Consider the following 23,692-nt stretch of genomic DNA (forward strand, 5'->3'; position numbering starts at 1 on the left):
TTCTCAAAGCGGGTGCAAATATACAACCACTTTTTAATCCCACCAAAACTTTTTGAAAAAAAATAAAAGTTTTTTTTAAACCTGAATTAAATCTAACAAAACCCCTTAAGAACCCGTGAAATCTAAATCAACAAACAAAATCAATCTCAATGAACTAAACAAAAAAAATACCCCGTTTTGCGGGTGCAAACATACAACCCTTTTTCTTTTCAACAATACTTTTTTTAAAGAAATTTTTAATCTTTTTATAACAGCCTAGAAATAGCAAACTTACACAGTAAAAAAAATACAAATAACTAAAAAAGATGATTAAACATTTAGAAATTGAAATGTCATTTTACTTAATCACTTTTATTTCTATATCTAGAATGGTACCTCTATTTACAACAGAATCAACCATGATTTTTCCATCCAGCTTTTTTAACCTGTTTCTAATACTTCGCAATCCTATCCCTTCTTTATTCGGATCAGGCACAAACCCTACACCATTATCTTCATACATTATATGGATATTATCTTTTAATAAATCTATTTGAACCGTAATCGCTGTAGCTTTTGCATGTTTAAATGTATTGGTAAGTAATTCTTGAATAATTCTGAAAACTTCAACAGATAATTTTTCATCTATAACATCAATCTCCTTTTTAGGAAACGCGCTAAATGTCATCCTTAAATTATTTGCTTTCACTAGATCGTTTAGATACTCCTCCAAAACTTCGGTAAATCTATTACCATAAAAATTATCAGGGATAAGATTATGAGAAATCTTTCTAACCAGACGATAAGTTTCGTCAATCTGTTTTTTTATTAGACTGAATTCTTGATTTTGTTTCTTTACAGAACCCAATTTCAAGTTTATTGCTGCAAGATTACCTCCGATACTATCATGCAAATCCTGTGCTATACGTTTTCTTTCTGTATTCTGAACATCCAAAGAAGTTTTCACCAACTTTAACTCTTGTCCTTTTATAATAGACTTTATTCGTTCTTCATTAATCTCTTCTTGTTGTTTATTAAGCTTGTTTTTTGCTACTAATTTCTGTCTATACACTATTAAAAGAATACAACTAGATAAAGTTACAAAGAGGAATCCATAAAAGAGTAATCTCGTATGTTTTCTTTCTGAGAATAAAAGATTATCCTTAATTTCTTGATTCTTTCTTAATAATTCGATTTTCTTCTCTCGATCAAGAATATCGTATTTGATCAACAACTCTGCAATCTCTTTATCTTTTTGAATCTTAAGTAATGAATCTTTTAATTTATATTTATAAGTAGTGAACTCATCTGCTTCTTTATATCTATCCTGTATTTTTAAAGAGCTGCTTAGATTCTTCAAAATTTCAATTTCAATATCAATAAATCCTTTTGATTTCACTTTTTCTAATAAATCATTATAAATGCTAACAGCTCTTTGATAATCCTTTTTATGATGATACGCTTTTGCCATTGTATTCCTGGAAAGAAGTACAAATTTTAAATCTTTATCCTCAAACATTTCCTGAACTAGCTCCCCATAAAAAATCGCTTCATCAAATTTTTCCATTTTTAAATAACAAGCGCTAATACTTTCTAAGCAATATCCTCGTGCTTTATAACCTTCAGGAGCTTCACAAGCTTTTTTTAGATAATAAAGAGCATTCTTAAACTCTCCTTTTCTCGTATATATCTGACCCAAATTATTATAAGAAAAATAAACAGTGTTATTATTTTCATCAATCTCTATACTCTTCTTATAAAAGGGTATTGCTTTATCGTATTCTTTTTGGTCGAGATAATAATCAGCTAACCCTCTAATATGATGAACGGACATTTCCTTGGTTACCAGTTGTTTTTCAAACAAATCCAAGCCTCTTAAATGATATTCACCTCTAATCTTAACCAAACCTTTAAAACCATATCCTACCGCTAGCATATTATACGCTTTACTAAGCCATTCATAAGACAAAGAGTCGGTTTTACCTATAGACAATTCATATATTTGATTACCGTAATAAATTGTAGAATCAGCTACTTCTTTTTCCATATAATACCTACCTAGATAATCTAAGCCCCAAATACGCGCTTTTTCATTATTTAAAAGAGGAGACACTAATGGGAAAAACTCTTCGGGGTTTAAGCTATTCATGTTTTTGAGTTTTTGTTCTAATCCTTCGAGAACATAATTAGCTTCTTGACAAAAAGAGAATAGGCAGTTAAATAACACTATAAAAAAAGACACAACCTTCACTAGATTGTTGTACGGTTTTCGGTTATTTTGTTTATAAACGATCAGTTTCATTAAGAATCAAAGGTAATAGCTGCTCCCTTATCTAACAAATGAAAACATAAATACAACACATCTAACGACACTTAATCTCTTCCTTAAAAGCAATATATCGCAAAAACGAGCTCTCAACCATTGGATAAATTCCCTCTCTAATTAACATCATCATACATTCGGTACACTTTCAAATTTTATTTATTTTAAATATTCCGTAATTATTGTGAGGGTTTTATTATCGTATTATCTTTGCGACTTTAATTTAGAAAAACAATGATCAAAATTAAGTTGCCGGACGGTTCGGTTAGAGAATACAATAGTAGTGTAACTGCTATGGATGTTGCAAAAGATATAAGCGAAGGATTTGCTAGAAATGTGATTTCGGCAAAATTCAATGATACTATCATAGAAACATCAACAGAATTAACAACCGATGGAGATTTAGTTTTGTTCACCTGGAGAGACGATAACGGAAAAAAGGCTTTTTGGCATTCTTCAGCACATATTCTTGCTCAAGCGCTTGAGGAATTATATCCTGGAGTTAAGCTATGGGTAGGTCCTGCTATTGAAAAAGGGTTTTATTATGATGTAGATTTAGGAGATAAGGTTATTTCTGAAAAAGATTTTAAGGCCATAGAAGATAAAATGCTGGAAATTGCTCGAGGTAAACATGATTTTACAATGAGGTCAGTAAGCAAATCTGAAGCTTTATCCTATTATCAAGGCAAAAACGAATACAAAGTAGAGTTGGTTGAAGGACTTGAAGACGGCACTATTTCCTTTTGTGACCACGATACTTTCACTGATTTATGTAGAGGTGGACATATCCCAAATACCGGTATTGTAAAAGCTGCTAAAATAATGAGCGTAGCGGGTGCGTACCATAAAGGAGATGAAAACAATAAACAACTTACAAGAGTTTATGGGATCACTTTTCCAAAACAAAAAGAACTTAAAGAATATCTTCTATTATTAGAAGAAGCAAAAAAGCGAGACCATAGAAAACTAGGAAAAGAACTAGGGTTCTTTACTTTTTCTCAAAAAGTAGGTCAAGGACTACCTCTATGGTTACCAAAAGGTGCAGCTTTACGTGAACGATTAGAACAATTCCTCAAAAAAGCTCAGAAAAAAGCAGGTTATGAAATGGTGGTAACGCCTCATATTGGACAAAAGGAGTTATATGTAACATCCGGTCATTATGCTAAATATGGAGAAGATAGTTTTCAACCAATAAACACTCCCGCAGAAGGAGAGGAATTCTTGCTAAAACCTATGAACTGCCCACACCACTGTGAGATATACAAAAGTGGTCCATGGTCATACAGAGATTTACCAATACGGTACGCTGAATTTGGAACCGTATATAGATATGAGCAAAGTGGAGAACTTCATGGGCTTACAAGAGTACGTGGATTCACCCAAGATGATGCACATATCTTTTGTACTCCAGACCAATTAGACGAAGAGTTCAAAAAAGTAATAGACCTTGTTTTATATGTTTTTGGTTCTTTAGGATTTGAAAACTTTACAGCGCAGGTATCCGTAAGAGATCTTGATAATCCTGAGAAATACATTGGTGATGTTGTAAATTGGGAAAAAGCCGAAAATGCAATTATAAACGCGGCAAAAGATAAAGGTCTTGATTATGTAATTGAAACAGGTGAAGCTGCTTTTTATGGACCAAAATTAGACTTTATGGTTAAAGATGCTTTAGGTAGAAGCTGGCAACTAGGAACAATACAAGTAGATTATAACTTACCTGAGCGTTTTGAACTTGAATATAAAGGAAGTGATAATGAGATGCATAGACCAATAATGATCCATAGGGCACCTTTTGGTAGTATGGAGAGATTTATTGCTATATTATTAGAACATACCGCTGGTAACTTCCCTCTTTGGTTAATGCCGGAACAAGTTATTGTCCTATCAATCAGTGAGAAATATGAAAAATACGCTGAAAAAGTTTTAAATTTGTTAGAAAATAACGAAATTCGCGCCCTTGCGGACCATAGAAATGAAACTATGGGTAAGAAAATTAGAGAAGCAGAAATGAAAAAAATTCCTTACATTGTTATTGTAGGGGAGCAAGAGCAAAATGATAATACTATTTCGGTACGAAAACATGGTGGCGAAGATATTGGAGCCATTAGTATTGAAAGGTTCTCAGAAATAATTACAGAAGAAATCAATAGAACGTTAAAACCGTTTAACGGATAATAAAATAATTAAGTTTAATTTAAATTTTTAAGTCATAGCAATAAGAAGAAGAAGGTCTCAGAAACCACTAAGAGTAATTAAAGAAGATGCTCACAGAATCAATCATAAAATAAGGGTTGACGAAGTACGTCTTGTAGGCGACAACGTAGAAGTTGGTGTATATCCAACTAAAAAAGCACTAGCACTTGCTGAAGAGCAAGAATTAGATCTTGTAGAAATTTCTCCGAAAGCGGTACCTCCTGTTTGTAAAATAATGGACTATAAAAAGTTCCTATATGAGCAGAAAAAAAGGGACAAGGCTCTTAAAACCAAAGCCACCAAAGTCACTATTAAGGAGATTAGATTTGGACCAAATACTGATGAACATGATTACGAGTTTAAGAAAAAACACGCGATTAAGTTTTTAAGCGAAGGTGCTAAATTAAAAGCTTATGTTTTCTTTAAAGGTCGTTCTATCATATACAAGGATCAGGGACAAATACTACTATTAAGGCTTGCTCAAGAATTAGAAGAGTATGGTAAAGTAGAACAAATGCCTAAATTAGAAGGTAAGCGAATGATCATGTTTATTGCTCCTAAGAAAACAAAATAATAAAAACAAAAACCTCTTAGTATTAACTAAGGAGTTTTAAAGATAATAAGTGAGATTATTATAAAAACAAGGATACAATGCCTAAAATGAAGACAAAATCCAGTGCTAAAAAGCGTTTCAAGCTTACCGGTACTGGTAAAATCAAAAGAAAGCACGCTTTTAAGAGTCATATTTTGACAAAAAAATCTAAAAAGCGTAAGCTAGCTTTAACGCACTCTACGTTAGTGCATAAAAGCGATGAAAATAGTATTAAAGAACAATTACGTTTAAAGTAATCGTTTTTTAATCAGGTTAGAATTATTATAAACCCAGGAGTTGGGCCATTTAAAAGAATTCATAATTTAGAATTTATAATTCATAATTGATGGATCGCCTACTACTAAAAAATTTAAAATTATGCCAAGATCAGTAAATTCTGTTGCGAAAAGAGCTAGAAGAAAAAGAGTTCTTAAGCAAGCAAAAGGTTACTTCGGACGTCGTAAAAACGTTTGGACAGTAGCAAAAAATGCAGTTGATAAAGCAATGTCATATGCTTATAGAGACCGCAGAAACAAAAAAAGAACTTTCCGTGCTTTATGGATCACTCGTATTAATGCAGGTGCACGTATACACGGTATGTCTTATTCTCAATTTATGGGAAAAGTAAAAGCTAATAATATCGAATTAAACCGTAAGGTTCTTGCAGATTTAGCTATGAACAACCCAGAAGCTTTTAAAGCTATTGTAGAAAAAGTAAAGTAATTTTTTAATAATATATTTTCTCACTTATAGTAAAAACCTCGCCTTCAAAAGCGAGGTTTTTTATTGCACTTAAACGATGAAAAATGTTTTTAAACGATGAAAATTGCTTTTTATCGAGCTAAAATAAAATTAGTCGTCATTTTTTTACTATTTTTGGCCAAGCTGAGTTAGATATAAACAAGAACTCAAATTTTATTCTTGGTTTTTTATAAACCATATTCTGTTAGGTTTATTTCAGCTCCGTTTTTATTACTGTTTTTTTTGGGGGAAAACATAAAAGTTAATCTATTACAATTAGCTCTAATTTTGATATTAGATACCTATTAAATAGATGTAACTAACAAAAAGAAAGCCCCATGATCCAAAATTGGTTTAAAACTCTACCAAAAAAGAGAAAGTCTAAAATTCCTTTAAATAAGGAAGAAAAAGAAATTATATACTTAATAAATTTTCTTTGGAAAGAGATTGACAAACCTACTAGTGCTTCGGACATAAAAGCTAAAATAGAAATTTTCAATAAGCTTTCTTTAAATATAAAAATCCAATCACTACCAGAATTGTATCTACTTATAGAAGATCATCTAATTCAAAAAAATACAGTTCGTAATTATACCAAACAAAAACTACGGGATAAAATACGTATTGATTATAGTTTCCTATTTAACTACCCAAACTTTGCACCAATTTTACAGGAACTTAAAAGACAAGAATTATCTATATGCAAAATATTTCTTATTCATGTATTAGAAAAATCTTTAGAACTAATTGGAGTTTTTAATGATCCTGATTTAGAAAAAATAAAAACGGATCTAGATACTTACGACAACTCTAATACTATAGAAATCACTGAAGGAAGAAAGAAATTATTAGAATTTTCATCTACAATATTTTTTAAAATAAAAGAGAGTTTAGGCGAAAACACTATTGCTAATATATATATCAATATATACAAACAACATTTCCAGTCTTATCACCTACTCGACTCTTTTACTTCAACTTTAAATGTAATTCCAGAAGATATCTTCGCCAAAGATCTCATTAACTTTCCAAGTAAACAGCAGATGTTAAAAATGCTTCAAAAGCAGTTGCATAGTTTAGAAGATGTCAATGAGAGACTTACAAAAGAAATTATTGAGCGAAAAAAAATAGAAGACAACCTAAAAGATAGCGAGCATCTAAAATCTAGAATTTTAGATACTGCCTTAGATGGAATTATTTTGGTAGATAAAAATGGTATCGTATTGGACTGGAATAAACAGGCCGAAATTATCCTAAGGGTAGATAAGGAAGAAACCATAGGACAGAGTATTTATGCCCTTGTACCCTATAAACTAAGAGAAGAACTACGTAGTAGTTTTGACAATTATATTAGAACTGGAAAAGGTGAATTGATTAATAAAAGAGTAGAAACTTCTGTCCCTTTAAGAGATGGAACTATAGTTTATGTAGAGCTAACAATAATTGCTATTAAAACTAAAGATGACTATTTATTTAATGCCTTTTTTAGGGACATAACAAATAGAAAAATCATTGATAATGATATAAGAGAAGCAAAAGTATTTGCAGAAAAATCGGCAAAAGCTAAATCGATTTTCTTATCTAACATGAGTCACGAAATAAGAACTCCATTGAACGTGATATTAGGTCTCACAAGTATTCTTCAAAAAAGTGAGTTTTCTAATCCTGAGGTGGACAAGGCCAATCTTGATGGTATACAGTTTTCTGCAGAAAATCTTCTAGTACTGGTAAATGATATTTTAGATTTCTCCAAAATAGAAGCTGGTAAACTTACATGGCAAGAAACAGATTTTAATATACACGAACTTATTAATAACATTTCTAGAGGTTTTAGAATCAAAGCTGATGAGAAAGGGCTTAATTACAAAACAATTATAGATTCCTCTTTACCTAAATTTATTATTGGGGATCAGTTTAGATTGAATCAGATTTTAACAAATCTTCTAGGTAATGCTATTAAGTTTACTCAAAAAGGAGAAGTCATCATAAGTATAAAAGCAGAAGAGAAAGAATCCGATAACATCGTGATAAACTTCTCCATAAAAGATACTGGTATAGGAATAGCTGAAGATAAACTTAATAATATTTTCAATAGCTTCTACCAGGTTCATGAACCTGGTAAACATAAAATTGAAGGAACTGGTTTAGGGCTTTCGATATCTAAACAACTTATCGAATTACAAGGTGGTATTCTAACTGCAGAAAGTACTCCTAATCATGGTTCTGATTTTAAGTTTTCGATTAAATATAAAAAAAGTAAACTAACATCTTCAAAAGACATTTCGGATTCAAAATCAAAAGTAAAAAACACTACTTCTTTATTAGGAATGCGTGTTCTGATTGTAGAAGACAACAGGATGAATCAGTTCTTTATTAAACAATTATTCTCTAATTGGAACATCTTAGCAGACATCGCTGAAAATGGAAAGGTTGCACTAGAGAAACTTGAGAACACCTCATATGATCTGATTTTAATGGACATGCACATGCCAGTTATGGATGGACCAGAAACGACTTTTCATATTAGAAATTCTAATGACTCTAAAATAAAAAACATACCAATCATTGCATGTTCTGCTGATGTGTTTCCTGAATCCAAAAAAATCGCAATAGAATCCGGAATGGATTTTTATCTTACAAAACCTATATGTGAAAAAGCGTTAGAGGAACTATTATATAATCTAAAACCCAACTTCACGAAGGATCCATTAATTATTAATAATACCGATGATATATTAAGAAATAATACAAGTAACGATTATCAAAAATTATGTGATTTTTCTATGTTATACCAAACTTTTTCTGGAGATAGTGAAATCATTAAATCTATACTTCAGGTATTCATTGAAGAAACACCTCAAGATTATAAAAAGTTGCAATCAGCAGTGAAAGGTAAAGAGCTACTATTAATATCAGAGCTAGCTCATAAACTAAAATCAAGTTTCAAAACACTGGGCCTATCGGAACAAGTCATTATTCTTCAGCAAATGGAACATAAAGGAAAAGCAGCGCCTAATTATGATTATATTTTGCAATTAATGGATATACTAGACGCTTCATACCCATTAATTATTTTGGAAATTAAAAATCAGCTTAATAATTTAACCTCTTTACAGATATAAAGTAAATAATTTCTCCTTCTCTTGCTATATTTGCTTTTATGCATAAACAAATTACGAGTAACCAGAATCCTAAAATTAAATTCTTGAACCAGCTTAAAGATAAGTCAAGAGTTCGTAAAAAGGAGAATCGTTTTTTTATCGAAGGTAGGAGAGAAATATCACTCGCTATTTTAGGAGGGTATCAACTAGAACATATATATTACTGTGAATCTATTATTTCTAAAGAAGAAGTTTTTTCAATTACAAAAATAAGTAAGCATGAAATCGACTTTTTTGAAATTACATCCGAAATTTATCAAAAACTTTCTCATAGATCTACAACTGAAGGTATTTTGGCTATAGCAAAATCTAAAGAAACATTTCTTGACAATCTAGATTTGCACAAAAAAAACCCATTAATTCTGGTTGCAGAATCCCCGGAAAAACCGGGAAATATTGGTGCATTACTTCGCACCGCCGATGCTGCAAAAGTTGATGCTGTTTTAATTGCAAACCCTAGAACCGATATCTATAACCCTAATATCATTAGATCTAGTGTTGGTTGTGTGTTTACCAATAAAGTTGCTACAGGCACTACTTTAGAAATTATAAATTTCTTAACTGATAAAAAAATAAATATTTACGGGGCCGCATTACAATCTTCTGAAAATTATTACACCCAAGATTATACTAAACCCACTGCAATTATCGTTGGTACAGAAGATAAGGGCTTAACCGATGAGTGGTTAAAAAACACTACCCAAAATATTAAAATCCCCATGAGTGGTGTTATAGATTCGATGAATGTTTCAGTAGCTGCAGGAATATTAATTTTTGAAGCAAAACGACAACGTAATTTTGTTGTCTGATACCTAAAAAATCATTAACTTTCTAAACCTACAAATCCCAAAGCTACAAACCTATACAAATGACATCAAACCTGCTGTTTTACCTATTGATTTCTATTATCATAATAGTATTTCTTATAGATTCTTTACTTGATATTCTTAATGCTAGACATTATAACGATCGCATTCCCGAAGAACTTTCTGATGTATATCCTGAAGACGAATATGAAAAGTCTGTAGCTTATAAAAAAGCTAACTATAAATTTAAGATGGTTTCTTCATCAGTCTCCTTAATTATCATGTTACTATTCTTTTTTCTTGATGGTTTTGCATGGGTAGATGGAATAGCCAGAAGTTTTTCGGATAATTCGATTATAGTAGGTCTTATTTTTTTTGGAATTATAATGATTAGCAGTGATATCCTATCTACGCCAGCAGCTTATTATAAAACCTTTGTTATCGAGGAAGAATTTGGATTTAATAAAACTACCACCAAGACCTTTTTTATTGACAAAATAAAAGGTATCATTATGATGATAATTGTTGGAGGTTGTCTATTGGCATTGATTATGTGGTTTTATGAAATTACAGGAGAAAATTTCTGGATATATGCTTGGGCGCTAATTTCTATTTTCACATTAGCAATGAATATGTTTTATGCCAAACTTATCGTACCATTATTTAATAAACAGACTCCATTAGAGCCAGGAGAACTTAGAGATACAATTCAAGAATATTCTAATAATGTTGGATTTCAGTTAAAAGATATTTTTGTGATCGATGGATCTAAAAGAAGTACAAAAGCAAATGCTTATTTCTCTGGCTTAGGAAGTGAAAAAAGAATTACATTATATGACACATTAATTAAAGACCTTAATAAAGAAGAGATTGTAGCTGTTTTAGCTCATGAAGTAGGTCACTATAAAAAAAGACATGTAATCATAAATCTTCTTTTATCCATTTTGCTTACCGGAGTTACATTATGGTTTTTATCTCTTTTCATAGCGAATCCTTTACTTTCTGAAGCTTTAGGTGTGGCTCAACCATCTTTTCATATAGGATTGGTTGCTTTTGGTATCCTATATAGTCCAATATCCGAAATCACAGGTCTCATAATGAATGTTGTTTCCAGAGCCTTTGAATTCCAAGCAGATGAATATGCTAAGAACTCTTATGATGGTGAAGCTCTTATTAATAGTTTAAAAAAATTATCCAAAAACAATCTTAGCAATTTGACGCCTCACCCGGCCATGGTATTCATACATTACTCACACCCACCACTTTTACAAAGGATAAAAAACATACGAAAACAAATGAATTAGGATAGACTTGGTGGTTACGATTCTTAATTGTATTTTTAACTATTACTCAAGATTAAAACTAAGTTTTTTTCATTGATAACACACACAATCACATTAAAAAAAAGGCTTTCTAAGAAAACTTTATAGTATGACCGAAGCCGCTATAGAACAGGAAAACAAACAAATTGCAAAGCAATATAAAGAGTTGCTTCGTATTAGCTATCGCGATCTCAGTAAAGACGATAAAAAACTAATACGACAGGCCTTCGATATTGCTGTAGATGCGCATAAAGATCAGCGACGTAAAAGTGGTGAAGCCTATATCTTCCACCCTATCGCTGTTGCCAAAATAGTAGCAAGTGAAATTGGTTTAGACGCAACCTCAATTGCCGCAGCATTATTACACGATGTTGTTGAAGATACTGAATATACCTTAGTAGATATTGAGCAAATGTTTGGAGAAACCGTTGCGCGTATTGTAGACGGATTAACAAAAATATCTTCTTTAAAAAAGGATAAAGATATTTCTCTGCAAGCAGAAAACTTCAGAAAAATGTTACTTACCCTTAATGATGATGTAAGGGTTATTATTATAAAAATCGCAGATCGTTTGCACAATATGCAGACAATGGATGCGATGCGTCCTGACAAACAGGTCAAAATCGCTTCAGAAACCTTATATATATATGCACCTTTAGCTCACAGAATAGGACTTTATAATATAAAAACCGAATTAGAAGACCTAGGGTTAAAATACACCGAACCCGAAGTTTACAAAGATATTTTAGAAAAAATAAAAGAAAGTAAAGAAGAACAAGATGCTTATATAAAAAGATTTTCTGATAAAATAAAAGAAGGACTTGATAAAGAAGGGCTAGATTATGAAATAAAAGGACGGCCTAAATCTATTTTTTCGATCAGACGTAAAATCCTGAAGCAAAACATATCATTCGACGAGGTCTATGATAAATTCGCAATAAGAATTATTTATAAAGCTGATGATATAGAAAATGAAAAGTTCATCGCCTGGAAAATTTATACTATTGTTACCGATTACTATCGTCCTAATCCCATTAGACTAAGAGACTGGATTTCTCAACCTAAATCTACTGGATATGAGGCATTGCATATCACTGTAATTGGCCCTGATAGTCAGTGGGTTGAAGTTCAAATTCGTAGCGAACGTATGCATGAGATTGCAGAAAAAGGATACGCTGCACATTATAAATACAAAAACACAGAAGAAAAGCAAGATCAAGGTCTTGATGGATGGCTCAATAGATTGCAAGAAGCTTTAGAGAACTCTGAAGCTAACGCAGTAGATTTTGTGGAGGAATTTAAACTAAATCTATATGCGAAAGAAATCTTTGTTTTCACCCCTGAAGGTGATCTAAAATCTTTACCCAAAGGTGCTACCGCTTTAGATTTCGGATTTAGTGTACATACAGAAGTAGGCTTAAGAACTAGAGGTGCCAGAGTTAATAATAAACTGGTTCCATTAAGTCACGAACTTCATAATGGAGATCAAGTAGAAATCATTACTTCCTCTAAATCAAAACCTTCCTCTAACTGGTTGGACTACGCTACTACAGCAAGAGCCAGATCCAAAATAAAATCTGCATTACGTGATGAAAAGAAACAAATTGCAGAAGAAGGGAAAGTTATATTAAAACGTAAACTACGCTCGCAAAAAATAACAATGGGCGAAAAAGTAGTAAATGAACTTGTACTTTACTTCAAACTTAAAACTAGTCAGGATCTCTTTTATAGGGTAGGTATAGGTACTATAGATAACCAAAAGATCAAGGAGTTTGCTACCACTCGTAGTAATGTATTCATGAATTTTATCAAAAATAAGATTCGAAGAGGTAATGCAAAAGATATTGTAAATAAAGATGAAATTACCTCTAAATATGATCTGTTAGTTTTTGGTAAAGATTCTGAAAAACTAGAGTACAAATTATCTAATTGTTGTAATCCTATTGCAGGAGATGATGTTTTTGGATTTATTACAGTTAACGAAGGAATTAAGATTCATAAAAAAGACTGTCCTAATGCTTTGCAATTGCAGAGTAATTATGCATATCGTATCATACAAGCAAAATGGATTGACTCTAGCCAAGAAGTATTTAAAGCAGTAATCAGACTTAACGGTATCGATAATATAGGTGTTGTCAATGAAGTGACTCAGGTTATATCAAATAACATGCATTTAGCAATCTATAACATGAATTTTGATACAAATGATGGCGTTTTTACTGGTAAAATCACTGTTGGCGTTAAAAATAAAAACACATTAAAAACAGTAATTCAAAATCTTACCAAAATAAATGGTATTGATAAGGTTATACGAGAATAAGTCATTCTATTTTTTTCTGAATAAGTATTTATAAATTGGTCTCTCACTTATAAAAAATAATGTAAATTTGCTTTTTTAAGCATTATGAGTACCAAAACAACTACACAAAACGATCAAAATATCGTTAAAAATGTGTTTACTAGTTTTCTAGAGGAAAATGGTCATAGAAAAACACCTGAACGATACGCTATACTTCAGGAAATATATGAAAGTGAAGAACATTTTGATATTGAGTCGTTATATATTAAAATGAAAAACAAAAACTATCGTGTTAGTAGAGCTACACTATACAATACGATAGAACTCCTGCTAGATTGCAAGTTAGTGCGTAAACATCAGTTTGGTCAGAGCCAGGCACAATACGAAAAATCATACTTCGACAGACAGCATGATCACCTTATTCTAACGGATAGTGGTGAAGTACTGGAGTTTTGTGATCCAAGAATACAATCCATAAAAAAAACAATCGAGGAAATTTTTGATGTAGATATTACAAATCATTCATTGTATTTCTACGGAACTAAAAAGAAACCAACTAATCAAGAAAACTAATGGCGGTAAACTTATTACTTGGTCTTCAATGGGGAGACGAAGGTAAAGGAAAAATTGTAGACGTTCTTACAAAAAATTATGATATTATAGCTAGATTTCAGGGCGGTCCTAATGCAGGACATACATTGGAGTTTGATGGTATAAAACATGTATTACATACGATTCCGAGTGGAATTTTTCACGATAAGGCAATTAACTTAGTAGGAAACGGTGTTGTTATTGACCCTGTAATCTTCAAAAAAGAGTTAGATAATCTTGCTAAATTTAATTTAGATTATAAATCAAAGTTAGTAATATCAAGAAAAGCACATTTAATATTACCGACACATAGGATTCTTGATGCTGCATCAGAAGCTTCTAAAGGAAAAGCAAAAATTGGTTCTACACTAAAGGGTATCGGTCCTACATATATGGACAAAACCGGTAGAAATGGAATTCGTGTTGGTGATCTGGAATTAAATGACTGGAAAGAACGTTACCGCAATTTAGCTAATAAACATGAAGCTATGATCGATTTCTATGATGCAAAAATAGAATATGATCTAGATGAATTAGAGAATGAATTTTTTGAAGCTATAGAAACTCTAAAATCTTTAACTTTTATTGATAGCGAAGAATATCTTTATCAAGCACAAAAAGAAGGAAAAAAAATACTAGCAGAAGGAGCACAAGGATCTTTATTAGATATTGATTTTGGTACATATCCTTTTGTTACTTCTTCTAATACTACGGCTGCTGGAGCTTGTACCGGATTAGGTGTCGCTCCTAATAAAATCAAAGAAGTATTTGGTATTTTTAAAGCCTATACCACTCGAGTAGGTAGCGGACCATTTCCAACAGAATTATTTGATGAAGATGGTGAAACTATGGGACGTGTTGGTAATGAATTTGGTGCTACTACAGGAAGAGCTCGTAGATGTGGATGGTTAGATCTTGTTGCTTTAAAATATGCCGTACATGTAAATGGTGTTACACAGTTAATGATGATGAAAGGTGATGTACTAAGTGGTTTTAAAACCCTAAAAGTATGTACTGCATATAATTATCAGGGTAAAACGATCACTCACCTACCCTATAATATCGAACAAGAAAATGTAACTCCTGTATATACTGAGATGAAAGGTTGGTCAGAAGACCTTACTAAAATGAATGATAAATCTCAGTTTCCTAAGGAACTAAATGACTACATTGAGTTTTTGGAAAAAGAATTAGAGACTCCTATCACTATTGTTTCTGTGGGGCCAGATAGGACCCAAACAATACATAGATAATAATATTTCAATACAAAAAAGTAAATCCCCAAGATTGATTCTTAGTTTACTTGGGGATTTTTTTTGAAATCAATTTGTTTTTTTATTTCGTCCTGATCTTAAGCATGTATAAGAACACGAAATATTTTTTTTAACTAGCTCTAATTGAACAAACATTCAATTTCATTGATTCTATACATCTTTTCAATAATTTTAAGACTGGCTTTTCTTACTACATTATAGAAGAGTGGTATATTTGCTGTGAATTTGAAAATCCCTTATTTGAGAGTATTTTTTTCCATACTATTATTTACTGCTTTTGCTATCAGACCAGCAATAGAAATTAGTAATGTGCTTTACTATCAGCTAAATATTGATACTATTATAGAAAAATATTGTGTCAATAAAGAAAGACCAAAACTAAATTGTAATGGAAAGTGTTATCTGATGACTCAAATGAAAATGAGTAAAACCACTTCAGAAACCAATAAAACAAATTCACTTACAGTAATTGTAGAAGCGTTCATTCCTCTATTTTTCGAAGATAATACTGTTCATATCGATAATAACTTAAATTTTTCTACAAATCGTAAATCAAACTGGAAACCTAAGCATCTACGTATAGAAAATGTTTCCAAAAATATTGATCACCCTCCAGAAATTTATTTCTCATAATCACTAAACAGTGATGCATTATCTAGAAATCGACTGAGAGTTATTCTTAGTTGATCAACTCTGTATGCTATTTTTTAAAATTTAAAACTATTAAGAGCAAGTTACTTATACCTCTTTATAGGATTAATCTTGAAAGAATAGCTTATTCAACAATAAATCATTTTATATAATGAAAAACATACTAATGACAGTTGCATTCCTAATTATAGGAATTAGCGGCTACGCGCAATCTTTTCAAGGAAAAATTGTAGATAATTCTAATAATCCGTTATCAGGAGCAACAATAATTGAATCAAATACACCTTCTAATGGAGTAATGAGCGATGATAAAGGTCTTTTTAAAATAATTCTCAAAAACTCAAACGAAGTAACTGTTAGTTTTTTGGGATATATCACTAAGAAAGTAACACTTACAAATAATACTAACATTATACGGCTCAATGAAGATAATGTAGCTCTAGAAGAAGTATTTGTTACATCAGCAAGTAGAGAAATTCAAAAACGCTCTGAAGTACCTGGATCAATCTCTACAATCTCTGCAAAAACTATTGAAGAGACAAAGGCTTTTGGAATCGATCAATTGATAAATCAAGTTCCTGGAGTTTTTATGTCAACTTCTAGAGCAGCTAGTAATGAACAACATTTTATGGCTGTTCGCTCTCCTATTTCTACAAAAGCCCTCTTTTTATATTTAGAAGATGGATTACAAATACGCCCTACTTCAGTTTTTAATCATAATACTTTATTAGAAATGAACGATCTTTCTTATGATCGTATAGAAGTACTAAAAGGTCCAGCTTCTAGTATATATGGTAGCGAATCTATTGGTGGTAGCTTTAATTTTATTACCAAAAATCCAACAGAGAATCTGAGTGGAAGTATTGGCTTCCAAACCAATGATATAGGATTAACTCGTTATGAATTAGAAGTATCGGATAAAACCAATGATAAATTCGGCTTCTATTTTGGTGGGCATTATGTACAACGTAATAATGGACCGATCGAACATAGTGATTACGAAAAACTAGCTGTTACATTTAAGACCGTTTATAACTTTTCTGACATCACAAAATGGACAACAGTTTTAGATATTATTGATTATAGATCAGACATGACAGGTTCTCTGAGTGAATCAGATTATTTTGGACGAAATTTTGAAAGTGATCAGACATTTACTGAAAGAGAAGCTTTGGCTTTTAGATTCAGAACAACTTTAGATAAGTTCTGGAATGATCGTAATAAAACTTCTTTTAATTTTATTTTCAGAGACAATACAATGGATCAAAATCCATCGTATAGAGTTCGTCAGTTTAGAGATCAAGGTCAGTTAACTGGTTTTGGGTCTGGAGAAGTAAATTCTAATCAATTTAGAAGTTTTGTAGGATTGATTCAGCATAAATTAGATTTTAATTTTGCTAATTCATCATTAATTCTAGGTGCTACCGGTGATTTCTCGCCTCAAAAGTATATAGCAGAAACTACTAGCATTACTGTAGATCCTGTAACTGGAAGAAATATAGATTTCAGCATTAATTCCGGAGATTTCATATTGAATTATGAAGCGAACATCTTTAACTATGCTGGGTTTCTACAATATGAGATATCACCTATTAAACAATTAAAAGTTACAGCTGCATTAAGGTACGATGGATTCGAATATGATTATGACAATCTGGTAGATGAAATTGCGGGTGTACAAGATGCTGTAGACAACTTTAATAATCTAACTCCTAAGTTAGGAATCAATTATAATTTTTCCAGTAAAACAGGAATCTATGCGAATTATTCACAAGGGTTTACTCCACCTCAGGTTTCTACTTTATATCGTAATAGAAACGAAGTACAAGGTATTAGACCTAGCAGGTATAACAATTATGAAATTGGAGGATATCATTCGATTTCATCGAAGCTAACCTTAGATGCTGCAATATATGTTTTAGAAGGAAAAAACACATTGATCACTTTACGGGATGAGGATGATAACTTTTTTAATACAAACGCGGGTAAAACCAGATCATATGGTATTGAATATGGAGTTACTTGGAACATTCTTAAAGAATTGTCAATCTCTCATAATGGTAGCTATGCAAAGCATCAGTACATAGATTTTTTTGACAACGGGGTAGATTATTCAGATACAGAAAGAGAGACTGCTCCTAACTTATTGGGAACCTCAATGGTAACCTACCGTAAAGATTTTAAAAATTTTGGTTTTAGCATCACAGGAGAACATGAATTAGTCGGAAGCTATAATACTAGTTTCGAAAATCAAGTCGAAAATGACGATGGAACATTTAGTACAGCAACATATGATGGTCATAATGTCTTTAACCTTCGAGCTTCAATAAGCCATAAAGGATTTGAAATATGGGGACATGCCTTAAATGTTTTTGATGAATTATATGCTGCAAGAGCTTCATATAATAGATTTAGAAATGAAAATAGTTTCACTATTGGAAATCCAAGAGCTTTTCATCTTGGAGTAAGATATAATTTTTAAAAACAAAGTAAATACAGTTTCTAAAATATAATTATGATCTGCTGTCGCATTGAGTATGTGTTTAAAGAGTTGACATCTCTATTATTTGTTTCTGGACACTACTTATCTATTATGGGGTAATAGATAATGTCGACAGTAGATCTTTTTATAAGCTTATATAAAACAATCTATAATGAAAAAATCAAAACTTAATAGTTGGCTATGGAAATGGCATTTTATAGCTGGACTAATATCACTTCCTTTTGTGCTAGTGCTTTCTATAACCGGAACGATTTACTTATTCAAATCTGATTATGAAACTCCTAGACAAAAACATATAAAAGAAGTAACGGTAACCGGAATTCCTATTCCCTTACAAGAACAATTATTAATCGCCAATACTAATGCTATTAAAAAACCAAATTCTGTTATTATAGCTACATCTCCTAATCAAGCCACAGAATTTATTTCTGGTAGATTTGGTGGCAAAAGTAGTTTGTTTATTAATCCATATACTGCTACTGTTTCTGGAGAGATTATTAGCAAAAAAACAGACATGCATATCGTAAGAAAGTTGCACGGAGAGCTACTAACGGGTAAATTCGGAACTAAGATCATAGAATTAATAGCAAGTTGGATGGTCGTTTTAATAATAACCGGTTTATATGTTTGGTGGCCGTCTGGAGGATGGAAGTTAAAAGGATATTTTATACCAAGAACAAACCTTGATCGCAGAACTTTTTATAGAGATTTGCATGCCATTTCTGGGTTCTGGATATCAATTTTATTACTCATGATTTTAGCTGGGGGATTTCCTTGGACAGATGTTTTTGGTAATAACTTTAAGCAAATACAAAAACTAACAAACACCGGATATCCTAGTACCTGGCAAGCAAATCGAATACAGTCTACTCCTTCTGGAAATCCTTTAACACTGGATCAAATTGTAGAAAAGGCAAAAACATTAAAACTTCCTGGCGAAGTAACACTTAGTTTTCCAAAGGACTCAAAAGGAGTATATAGCCTATCTAATTTTAATCCATCTGATCTATCGTCACAGCAAAAAATTCACTTTGATCAATATTCCGGAGAAACTATTCTGAAACATACTTGGAAAGACGTAGGAATCTTAATGCGAGGTAGAATGTGGTTTATGGCCTTTCATCAAGGAGAATTTGGGGTATGGAATTGGTGGTTGATGTTATGTACAGCAATTATATTGACAATAATGAGTGCATCTGCGATTGTATCTTATGTATTACGGAAACGAAAGAAAAGTTGGGGAATTCCTAAAGTTCCTGCTTCATTTAAGGTTGGATATGGTATTGTTATAATTCTTGTATTACTTTCTTTGTTGTTCCCTTTATTTGGAATAAGTCTTTTGTTTATTTTAGGAATCGAATACGGAAGAAAAAAATACAAACTCACTAGAATTTCTTAATCAATAATAGCTTTAATCGATATACTTAAAAAATTAATACATTTGAAACACAAAAATAATACTCATGAAAACTAAAAGATTATATTGCTTCTTATTCACCTTAGGACTCATTTTCAATGTTGCCTGTAATCAATTATCCAAAGAAGAGCAAGAGTTTGATGCTTTGATGCAAAAAGTAATTGACGTACACGATGAAGTAATGCCTAAAATGGGAACTATGAGTTCTTTAATAAAAGATCTGGAACCGAAAATTGACACGACTGCTACTGGTAAATCATACGCTACTGCTCAAAAAGACCTTAAAGACTCTTATGATTTTATGATGGATTGGATGGGTGACTTTAGTAATAAATTTCCTCACGGAGAAGAAAACACAACCAAGGACATTGAAAAGTTTACTGCTAAAATGAAAATGCTGCAAGAAGAAGAACTGGAAGTTAAGAAACTAAGAGATCAGATCAATTCTAGTATTAATAATGCAAAGAAGCTGTTAGAAAAGTCATAACCTATGGTTTTTGGTTATAGTTTATAAAATTGTTTTATTTTTGCTGCTGCAACAAATCGCTTAAACCAATGAGAAAAATTATTTTATTTACCTCTGTACTATTATTGACCAATACATTTGTACACGCTCAAAAAAAGAAAGACTTATTAGCAGAAATTGATAAGCTTCGACAAGAGCTAAAAACTACAGAAGGAGAACTAACTGAAGCTCGTAAAAATGAAAGAGTAAGTCAATCCAAAGTAAAAACAATGGAGACTCAGGTAGCTGACCTAAAAGAAACCAATGCTACGCTATTAACTAATATGAGTAGTTTTACGGAGCTTTCTAACAAAAAAGCCAATAACCTGCAGACTTCGCAAGAAATCATTAAAGCAAAAGATCAACAACTAAATGTAATCAATGATGCAATTACTGCTAATGACTCTATTAATTTAGCCGTGTTTAGTAAGTTTAAAAATGCTATCGGAGGTGATAACATAAAAATCAGTAACGGTACGATACATATAGTTATACCAAATACTACTCTTTTTGGAGAAAACGATAAGAATTATATTGTAGATGAAAAAGCAAAACCAACATTAGAAAAGATTGCTACTATACTAAACGCCGATCCAAATCTTAATGTATTGGTAGAAGGTAATAGTAATGCCCTAAAACTAGATGGAAAAAAACTTATAGATAATTGGGATTTAAGCTCCAGACAAGCTGCTTCTGTTGTGAGAGTGCTACATACGGATTATAAAGTGGATCCTAAACGGCTAGAAACTTTAGGAAAAAGTGAATATAGTACCGAAGGTATTGAAACTGTAACAAGAATTATAATTGATCCAAAATTCGATAAATTTTATAATTTAGTAAAAGACAATATGAAGAATTAATTTTTTAAAGTTTCATATAACATATATCAAAAGACCAACTATTTCTAGTTGGTCTTTTTTAATGGTTTTAACGAAAATATAAGTGTACCTTAATTCCTAAGAATTAGTAAGTTTTTTGTTCTTAAACTCCGTGGGATTCATTCCTGCATGTTTTTTAAAAAATTTAGAAAAATGCCCTGCTTCTTTATACCCTAACTCATACGCTATTTCTTCAGAAGTTTTGTCTGAGTATATTAATAAACGTTTTGCCTCTAATACAATACGTTCATTAATCGTTGCTAAAGGCGACTTATCACTATATTTATGAAACAAATTGGATAAAGTCTTAGGAGATTTAAATAATAACTCCGCATATTCAGCAACTTGATGTTTTTCACGAAAGTGTTTTTCTATTAAAATATTAAACTTCCGGATAGTATCCAATTGATTATTTGGTAAATCCGGTTCTGGCAAATCCTCTTTTACCAGTCTTCTTGATTTAATAAGAAATCTTTTTAGAAGTGTCTGAAGCATTTCTCCTTGTATCTGATCTTTATTTTCAAATTCCTCTCTAAAAGAATCGAACATCGCCGAGAAACTTATCCTTTCCTTTTCATTAAGTGATAATATCTGTGGAACAGAAGAACCAAAAAACAAAAAACCATTACAAGAAACCTCCTGATCATGATCTTTGATGCAATAAAATTCTCTATTGAATACCAAAGAAATCATACCATCTGTATTTTGATCAATCTCCAATACATTGATGGGAGTACAAAAAATGACTTGATCTTTTTTTAATTCAATAAGCGAACCATCTACACGAAAACTCACCTCATGATCCTTACTCCATATGATTTTATATAATCCTTTATTTCTTAGTAAATCTAATGCCGGAGAGCAATTAAAATCAGTAAGAATAAAGGAACTCTCATCTTTTATGCTTGAATAATCTAATCTCATACTCAAATAAACAAATAAATTTTATCAAAAAAGAAAAATCTATCAGTCTTAAGGAATAATTTACATTTTACAACCTTTACTTCTGATTTAAATTTGCACATATAATTAATCTAAAAATAAAGATACATGGAAACTGTAATAGAAAACAACCTGAAACACATTCACGAATTATTATCAAAAGGAGCTTTTATTGAAGCTATGGACACTTATTTACATGATGATGTAGAATTAAGAGAAAGTAATGATGCCCCTAAAAAAGGAAAAGAATTCAATCTAAAATTTGAACAAGATTTTATTGACAACCAACTTTCAGAGTTTATTAAATATGAAGTGAAAAATTACGCTATTAATGGGAATCATTCTTTTTATGACGCCATAATGGAATTAAAACTAAAAGATGGTAGTACAATGCTTTCTGAACAAACCGTAGTTACAGAATGGAAAGATGGCAAAATCTATAGAGAACGTTATTATCACGCATAGTAAATACTAATAAGGAAATCCAATCAGAAATGATTGGATTTTTTTATTACATCAATAAGATCTTCATTCAATTACTTTATAACCGATATTCTTTTCTAAATTCCAACGGTGTTTTATGTGTCTTCAATTTAAATACCTTGGAGAAATAGGCATAATCTTCATAACCTAAACTTTGTCCAATTAAGGACAAAGAATTATCAGAATGCACAATTAGTCGTTTTGCTTCCAATATAATACGTTCAGTTATTAATTCGGTGGTAGTTTTATTTAATGTTGTTTTTGTAATTCGATTTAAGTGTTTAGCAGTAATACTTAGCTTTTCTGCATAGAACTTTGCAGATTTTTCAGTTTTATAAAACTCTTCTATTGTAGTTTCCAAAACAGATAACGTCTGTAAGTAAATTGGAGTCGAAGATTTATGAACGGCTTTTTTATTTATGTATAAACGAGATAAATCAATATAAATAAGATCAACCAAACTAGCTATTTTTTGTTTATTAAAAGGTAGGCTTTGGTAAAACTCTAAATTTACTTCATTAAAATAAGATGCTAACGCAGTAATCTTATCTATCTTCAAGTTTATGTAAGGTGGATTATTGTATGAATAATAAAACGGAAATTGTTGGAGTTTTTTATTTGAAAAATGAAATTCATAAAAATCTTGAGAATGAAAAAAAATATACCCCTCTGGTTGTTCATCAAATTTCCAATAATGTGTCTGACCTGGCATTAAAAAAAAGACACTTCCTGGTAATACTTCGTAAGAATTAAAATCAACTTCATGTACGCCACTACCTTTTAAAAAAAATACGCATAGAAAGAAATCATGCTTATGTGGCTTATGAAAGATTTCCTTATTTTTCAGTAAATGGTTCTTTAGATCATTGCTGTAAAAATCAGTTAAGGATTCTTCCTTTTCAAATTGAGTGATATTTAATATTGGTATTGTTTTCAAGAAAAAGCAAAATATGTCTCTAAAGTACAAAAAGTTGTGATAAAATTCTGAGTATTTAAAATCTAAGTATTGCTAAATTTGTATTTTAAATA

The 23,692-nt window shown here is 31.2% G+C and carries 19 protein-coding genes; 16 read left to right on the forward strand and 3 right to left on the reverse strand.

The window, feature by feature from the left end; translation table 11 throughout:
* Positions 1 to 337 precede the first annotated feature (337 nt).
* Positions 338 to 2,128 carry a sensor histidine kinase gene (locus Q0829_RS26770; protein ID WP_298549026.1) on the reverse strand — a complete coding sequence of 597 codons (1,791 nt, stop codon included), beginning with the start codon at positions 2,126 to 2,128 and terminating at the stop codon, positions 338 to 340.
* A gap of 408 nt (positions 2,129 to 2,536) precedes the next feature.
* Between Q0829_RS26770 and thrS the strand changes: the two genes are divergently transcribed.
* The 15 genes from thrS (at position 2,537) to Q0829_RS26845 (ending at position 21,220) form a co-directional block, all read left to right on the forward strand.
* Positions 2,537 to 4,480 carry a threonine--tRNA ligase gene (gene thrS, locus Q0829_RS26775; RefSeq protein WP_298549028.1) on the forward strand — a complete coding sequence of 648 codons (1,944 nt, stop codon included), beginning with the start codon at positions 2,537 to 2,539 and terminating at the stop codon, positions 4,478 to 4,480.
* Between the two features lie 76 nt (positions 4,481 to 4,556).
* Positions 4,557 to 5,072, forward strand: a complete 516-nt coding sequence (gene infC / locus Q0829_RS26780) for a translation initiation factor IF-3 (protein WP_298549095.1) — start codon at positions 4,557 to 4,559, stop codon at positions 5,070 to 5,072.
* Positions 5,073 to 5,149: 77 nt separating this feature from the next.
* Positions 5,150 to 5,347 (forward strand): 50S ribosomal protein L35, encoded by a 198-nt coding sequence (gene rpmI / locus Q0829_RS26785; RefSeq protein ID WP_027394180.1) that lies wholly within the window; start codon positions 5,150 to 5,152, stop codon positions 5,345 to 5,347.
* A gap of 121 nt (positions 5,348 to 5,468) precedes the next feature.
* A complete protein-coding gene (rplT, locus tag Q0829_RS26790) occupies positions 5,469 to 5,813 on the forward strand; it encodes a 50S ribosomal protein L20 (RefSeq protein ID WP_027394179.1) in 345 nt (114 codons plus the stop codon).
* A gap of 356 nt (positions 5,814 to 6,169) precedes the next feature.
* Positions 6,170 to 8,953, forward strand: a complete 2,784-nt coding sequence (locus Q0829_RS26795; RefSeq protein WP_298549030.1) for an ATP-binding protein — start codon at positions 6,170 to 6,172, stop codon at positions 8,951 to 8,953.
* Between the two features lie 38 nt (positions 8,954 to 8,991).
* On the forward strand, positions 8,992 to 9,801 hold the full coding sequence (locus Q0829_RS26800) for an RNA methyltransferase (RefSeq protein WP_298549032.1): 810 nt from the start codon (positions 8,992 to 8,994) through the stop codon (positions 9,799 to 9,801).
* Positions 9,802 to 9,860: 59 nt separating this feature from the next.
* On the forward strand, positions 9,861 to 11,102 hold the full coding sequence (locus Q0829_RS26805) for a M48 family metallopeptidase (RefSeq protein ID WP_298549034.1): 1,242 nt from the start codon (positions 9,861 to 9,863) through the stop codon (positions 11,100 to 11,102).
* Positions 11,103 to 11,229: 127 nt separating this feature from the next.
* Positions 11,230 to 13,440 (forward strand): RelA/SpoT family protein, encoded by a 2,211-nt coding sequence (locus Q0829_RS26810; RefSeq protein WP_298549036.1) that lies wholly within the window; start codon positions 11,230 to 11,232, stop codon positions 13,438 to 13,440.
* An 84-nt stretch (positions 13,441 to 13,524) separates the two neighbouring features.
* Entirely contained in the window at positions 13,525 to 13,992 is a 468-nt protein-coding gene (locus tag Q0829_RS26815) for a transcriptional repressor (protein WP_091412900.1), read from the forward strand.
* A complete protein-coding gene (locus Q0829_RS26820) occupies positions 13,992 to 15,263 on the forward strand; it encodes an adenylosuccinate synthase (RefSeq protein ID WP_298549042.1) in 1,272 nt (423 codons plus the stop codon). Before Q0829_RS26815 ends, Q0829_RS26820 begins: the two co-directional genes overlap by 1 nt.
* Positions 15,264 to 15,524: 261 nt before the next feature.
* A complete protein-coding gene (locus Q0829_RS26825; protein ID WP_298549044.1) occupies positions 15,525 to 15,917 on the forward strand; it encodes a hypothetical protein in 393 nt (130 codons plus the stop codon).
* Positions 15,918 to 16,086: 169 nt separating this feature from the next.
* Positions 16,087 to 18,417, forward strand: coding sequence for a TonB-dependent receptor (locus tag Q0829_RS26830; RefSeq protein WP_298549046.1), 2,331 nt, complete (start codon positions 16,087 to 16,089; stop codon positions 18,415 to 18,417).
* Positions 18,418 to 18,589: 172 nt separating this feature from the next.
* Positions 18,590 to 19,837, forward strand: a complete 1,248-nt coding sequence (locus Q0829_RS26835) for a PepSY domain-containing protein (protein ID WP_298549048.1) — start codon at positions 18,590 to 18,592, stop codon at positions 19,835 to 19,837.
* A 64-nt stretch (positions 19,838 to 19,901) separates the two neighbouring features.
* A complete protein-coding gene (locus Q0829_RS26840) occupies positions 19,902 to 20,342 on the forward strand; it encodes a hypothetical protein (protein ID WP_298549050.1) in 441 nt (146 codons plus the stop codon).
* Positions 20,343 to 20,410: 68 nt separating this feature from the next.
* The gene (locus tag Q0829_RS26845; protein ID WP_298549052.1) at positions 20,411 to 21,220 is read left to right on the forward strand and encodes an OmpA family protein; all 810 of its coding nucleotides are present in this window, start codon (positions 20,411 to 20,413) and stop codon (positions 21,218 to 21,220) included.
* A gap of 96 nt (positions 21,221 to 21,316) precedes the next feature.
* Here Q0829_RS26845 and Q0829_RS26850 read toward each other — a convergent pair whose 3' ends face one another.
* Positions 21,317 to 22,162 carry an AraC family transcriptional regulator gene (locus tag Q0829_RS26850; RefSeq protein WP_298549054.1) on the reverse strand — a complete coding sequence of 282 codons (846 nt, stop codon included), beginning with the start codon at positions 22,160 to 22,162 and terminating at the stop codon, positions 21,317 to 21,319.
* Between the two features lie 126 nt (positions 22,163 to 22,288).
* On the opposite strand from Q0829_RS26850, the gene Q0829_RS26855 reads away from it, so the two are divergent.
* Positions 22,289 to 22,645 carry a hypothetical protein gene (locus tag Q0829_RS26855; RefSeq protein WP_298549056.1) on the forward strand — a complete coding sequence of 119 codons (357 nt, stop codon included), beginning with the start codon at positions 22,289 to 22,291 and terminating at the stop codon, positions 22,643 to 22,645.
* A 76-nt stretch (positions 22,646 to 22,721) separates the two neighbouring features.
* On the opposite strand, the gene Q0829_RS26860 is transcribed toward Q0829_RS26855, so the two are convergent.
* Positions 22,722 to 23,600 (reverse strand): helix-turn-helix transcriptional regulator, encoded by an 879-nt coding sequence (locus Q0829_RS26860; RefSeq protein WP_298549058.1) that lies wholly within the window; start codon positions 23,598 to 23,600, stop codon positions 22,722 to 22,724.
* Positions 23,601 to 23,692 lie beyond the last annotated feature (92 nt).

Source organism: uncultured Aquimarina sp. (assembly GCF_947492405.1).
Lineage (GTDB): Bacteria > Bacteroidota > Bacteroidia > Flavobacteriales > Flavobacteriaceae > Aquimarina.

Coding starts and splice junctions, on each gene's coding strand:
- Q0829_RS26770 (WP_298549026.1), bottom strand. CDS start 2,128: ATGAATAGCTTAAACCCCGAAGAGTTTTTCCCATTAGTGTCTCCTCTT.
- thrS (WP_298549028.1), top strand. CDS start 2,537: ATGATCAAAATTAAGTTGCCGGACGGTTCGGTTAGAGAATACAATAGT.
- rpmI (WP_027394180.1), top strand. CDS start 5,150: ATGCCTAAAATGAAGACAAAATCCAGTGCTAAAAAGCGTTTCAAGCTT.
- rplT (WP_027394179.1), top strand. CDS start 5,469: ATGCCAAGATCAGTAAATTCTGTTGCGAAAAGAGCTAGAAGAAAAAGA.
- Q0829_RS26795 (WP_298549030.1), top strand. CDS start 6,170: ATGATCCAAAATTGGTTTAAAACTCTACCAAAAAAGAGAAAGTCTAAA.
- Q0829_RS26800 (WP_298549032.1), top strand. CDS start 8,992: ATGCATAAACAAATTACGAGTAACCAGAATCCTAAAATTAAATTCTTG.
- Q0829_RS26805 (WP_298549034.1), top strand. CDS start 9,861: ATGACATCAAACCTGCTGTTTTACCTATTGATTTCTATTATCATAATA.
- Q0829_RS26810 (WP_298549036.1), top strand. CDS start 11,230: ATGACCGAAGCCGCTATAGAACAGGAAAACAAACAAATTGCAAAGCAA.
- Q0829_RS26815 (WP_091412900.1), top strand. CDS start 13,525: ATGAGTACCAAAACAACTACACAAAACGATCAAAATATCGTTAAAAAT.
- Q0829_RS26820 (WP_298549042.1), top strand. CDS start 13,992: ATGGCGGTAAACTTATTACTTGGTCTTCAATGGGGAGACGAAGGTAAA.
- Q0829_RS26830 (WP_298549046.1), top strand. CDS start 16,087: ATGAAAAACATACTAATGACAGTTGCATTCCTAATTATAGGAATTAGC.
- Q0829_RS26835 (WP_298549048.1), top strand. CDS start 18,590: ATGAAAAAATCAAAACTTAATAGTTGGCTATGGAAATGGCATTTTATA.
- Q0829_RS26840 (WP_298549050.1), top strand. CDS start 19,902: ATGAAAACTAAAAGATTATATTGCTTCTTATTCACCTTAGGACTCATT.
- Q0829_RS26845 (WP_298549052.1), top strand. CDS start 20,411: ATGAGAAAAATTATTTTATTTACCTCTGTACTATTATTGACCAATACA.
- Q0829_RS26850 (WP_298549054.1), bottom strand. CDS start 22,162: ATGAGATTAGATTATTCAAGCATAAAAGATGAGAGTTCCTTTATTCTT.
- Q0829_RS26855 (WP_298549056.1), top strand. CDS start 22,289: ATGGAAACTGTAATAGAAAACAACCTGAAACACATTCACGAATTATTA.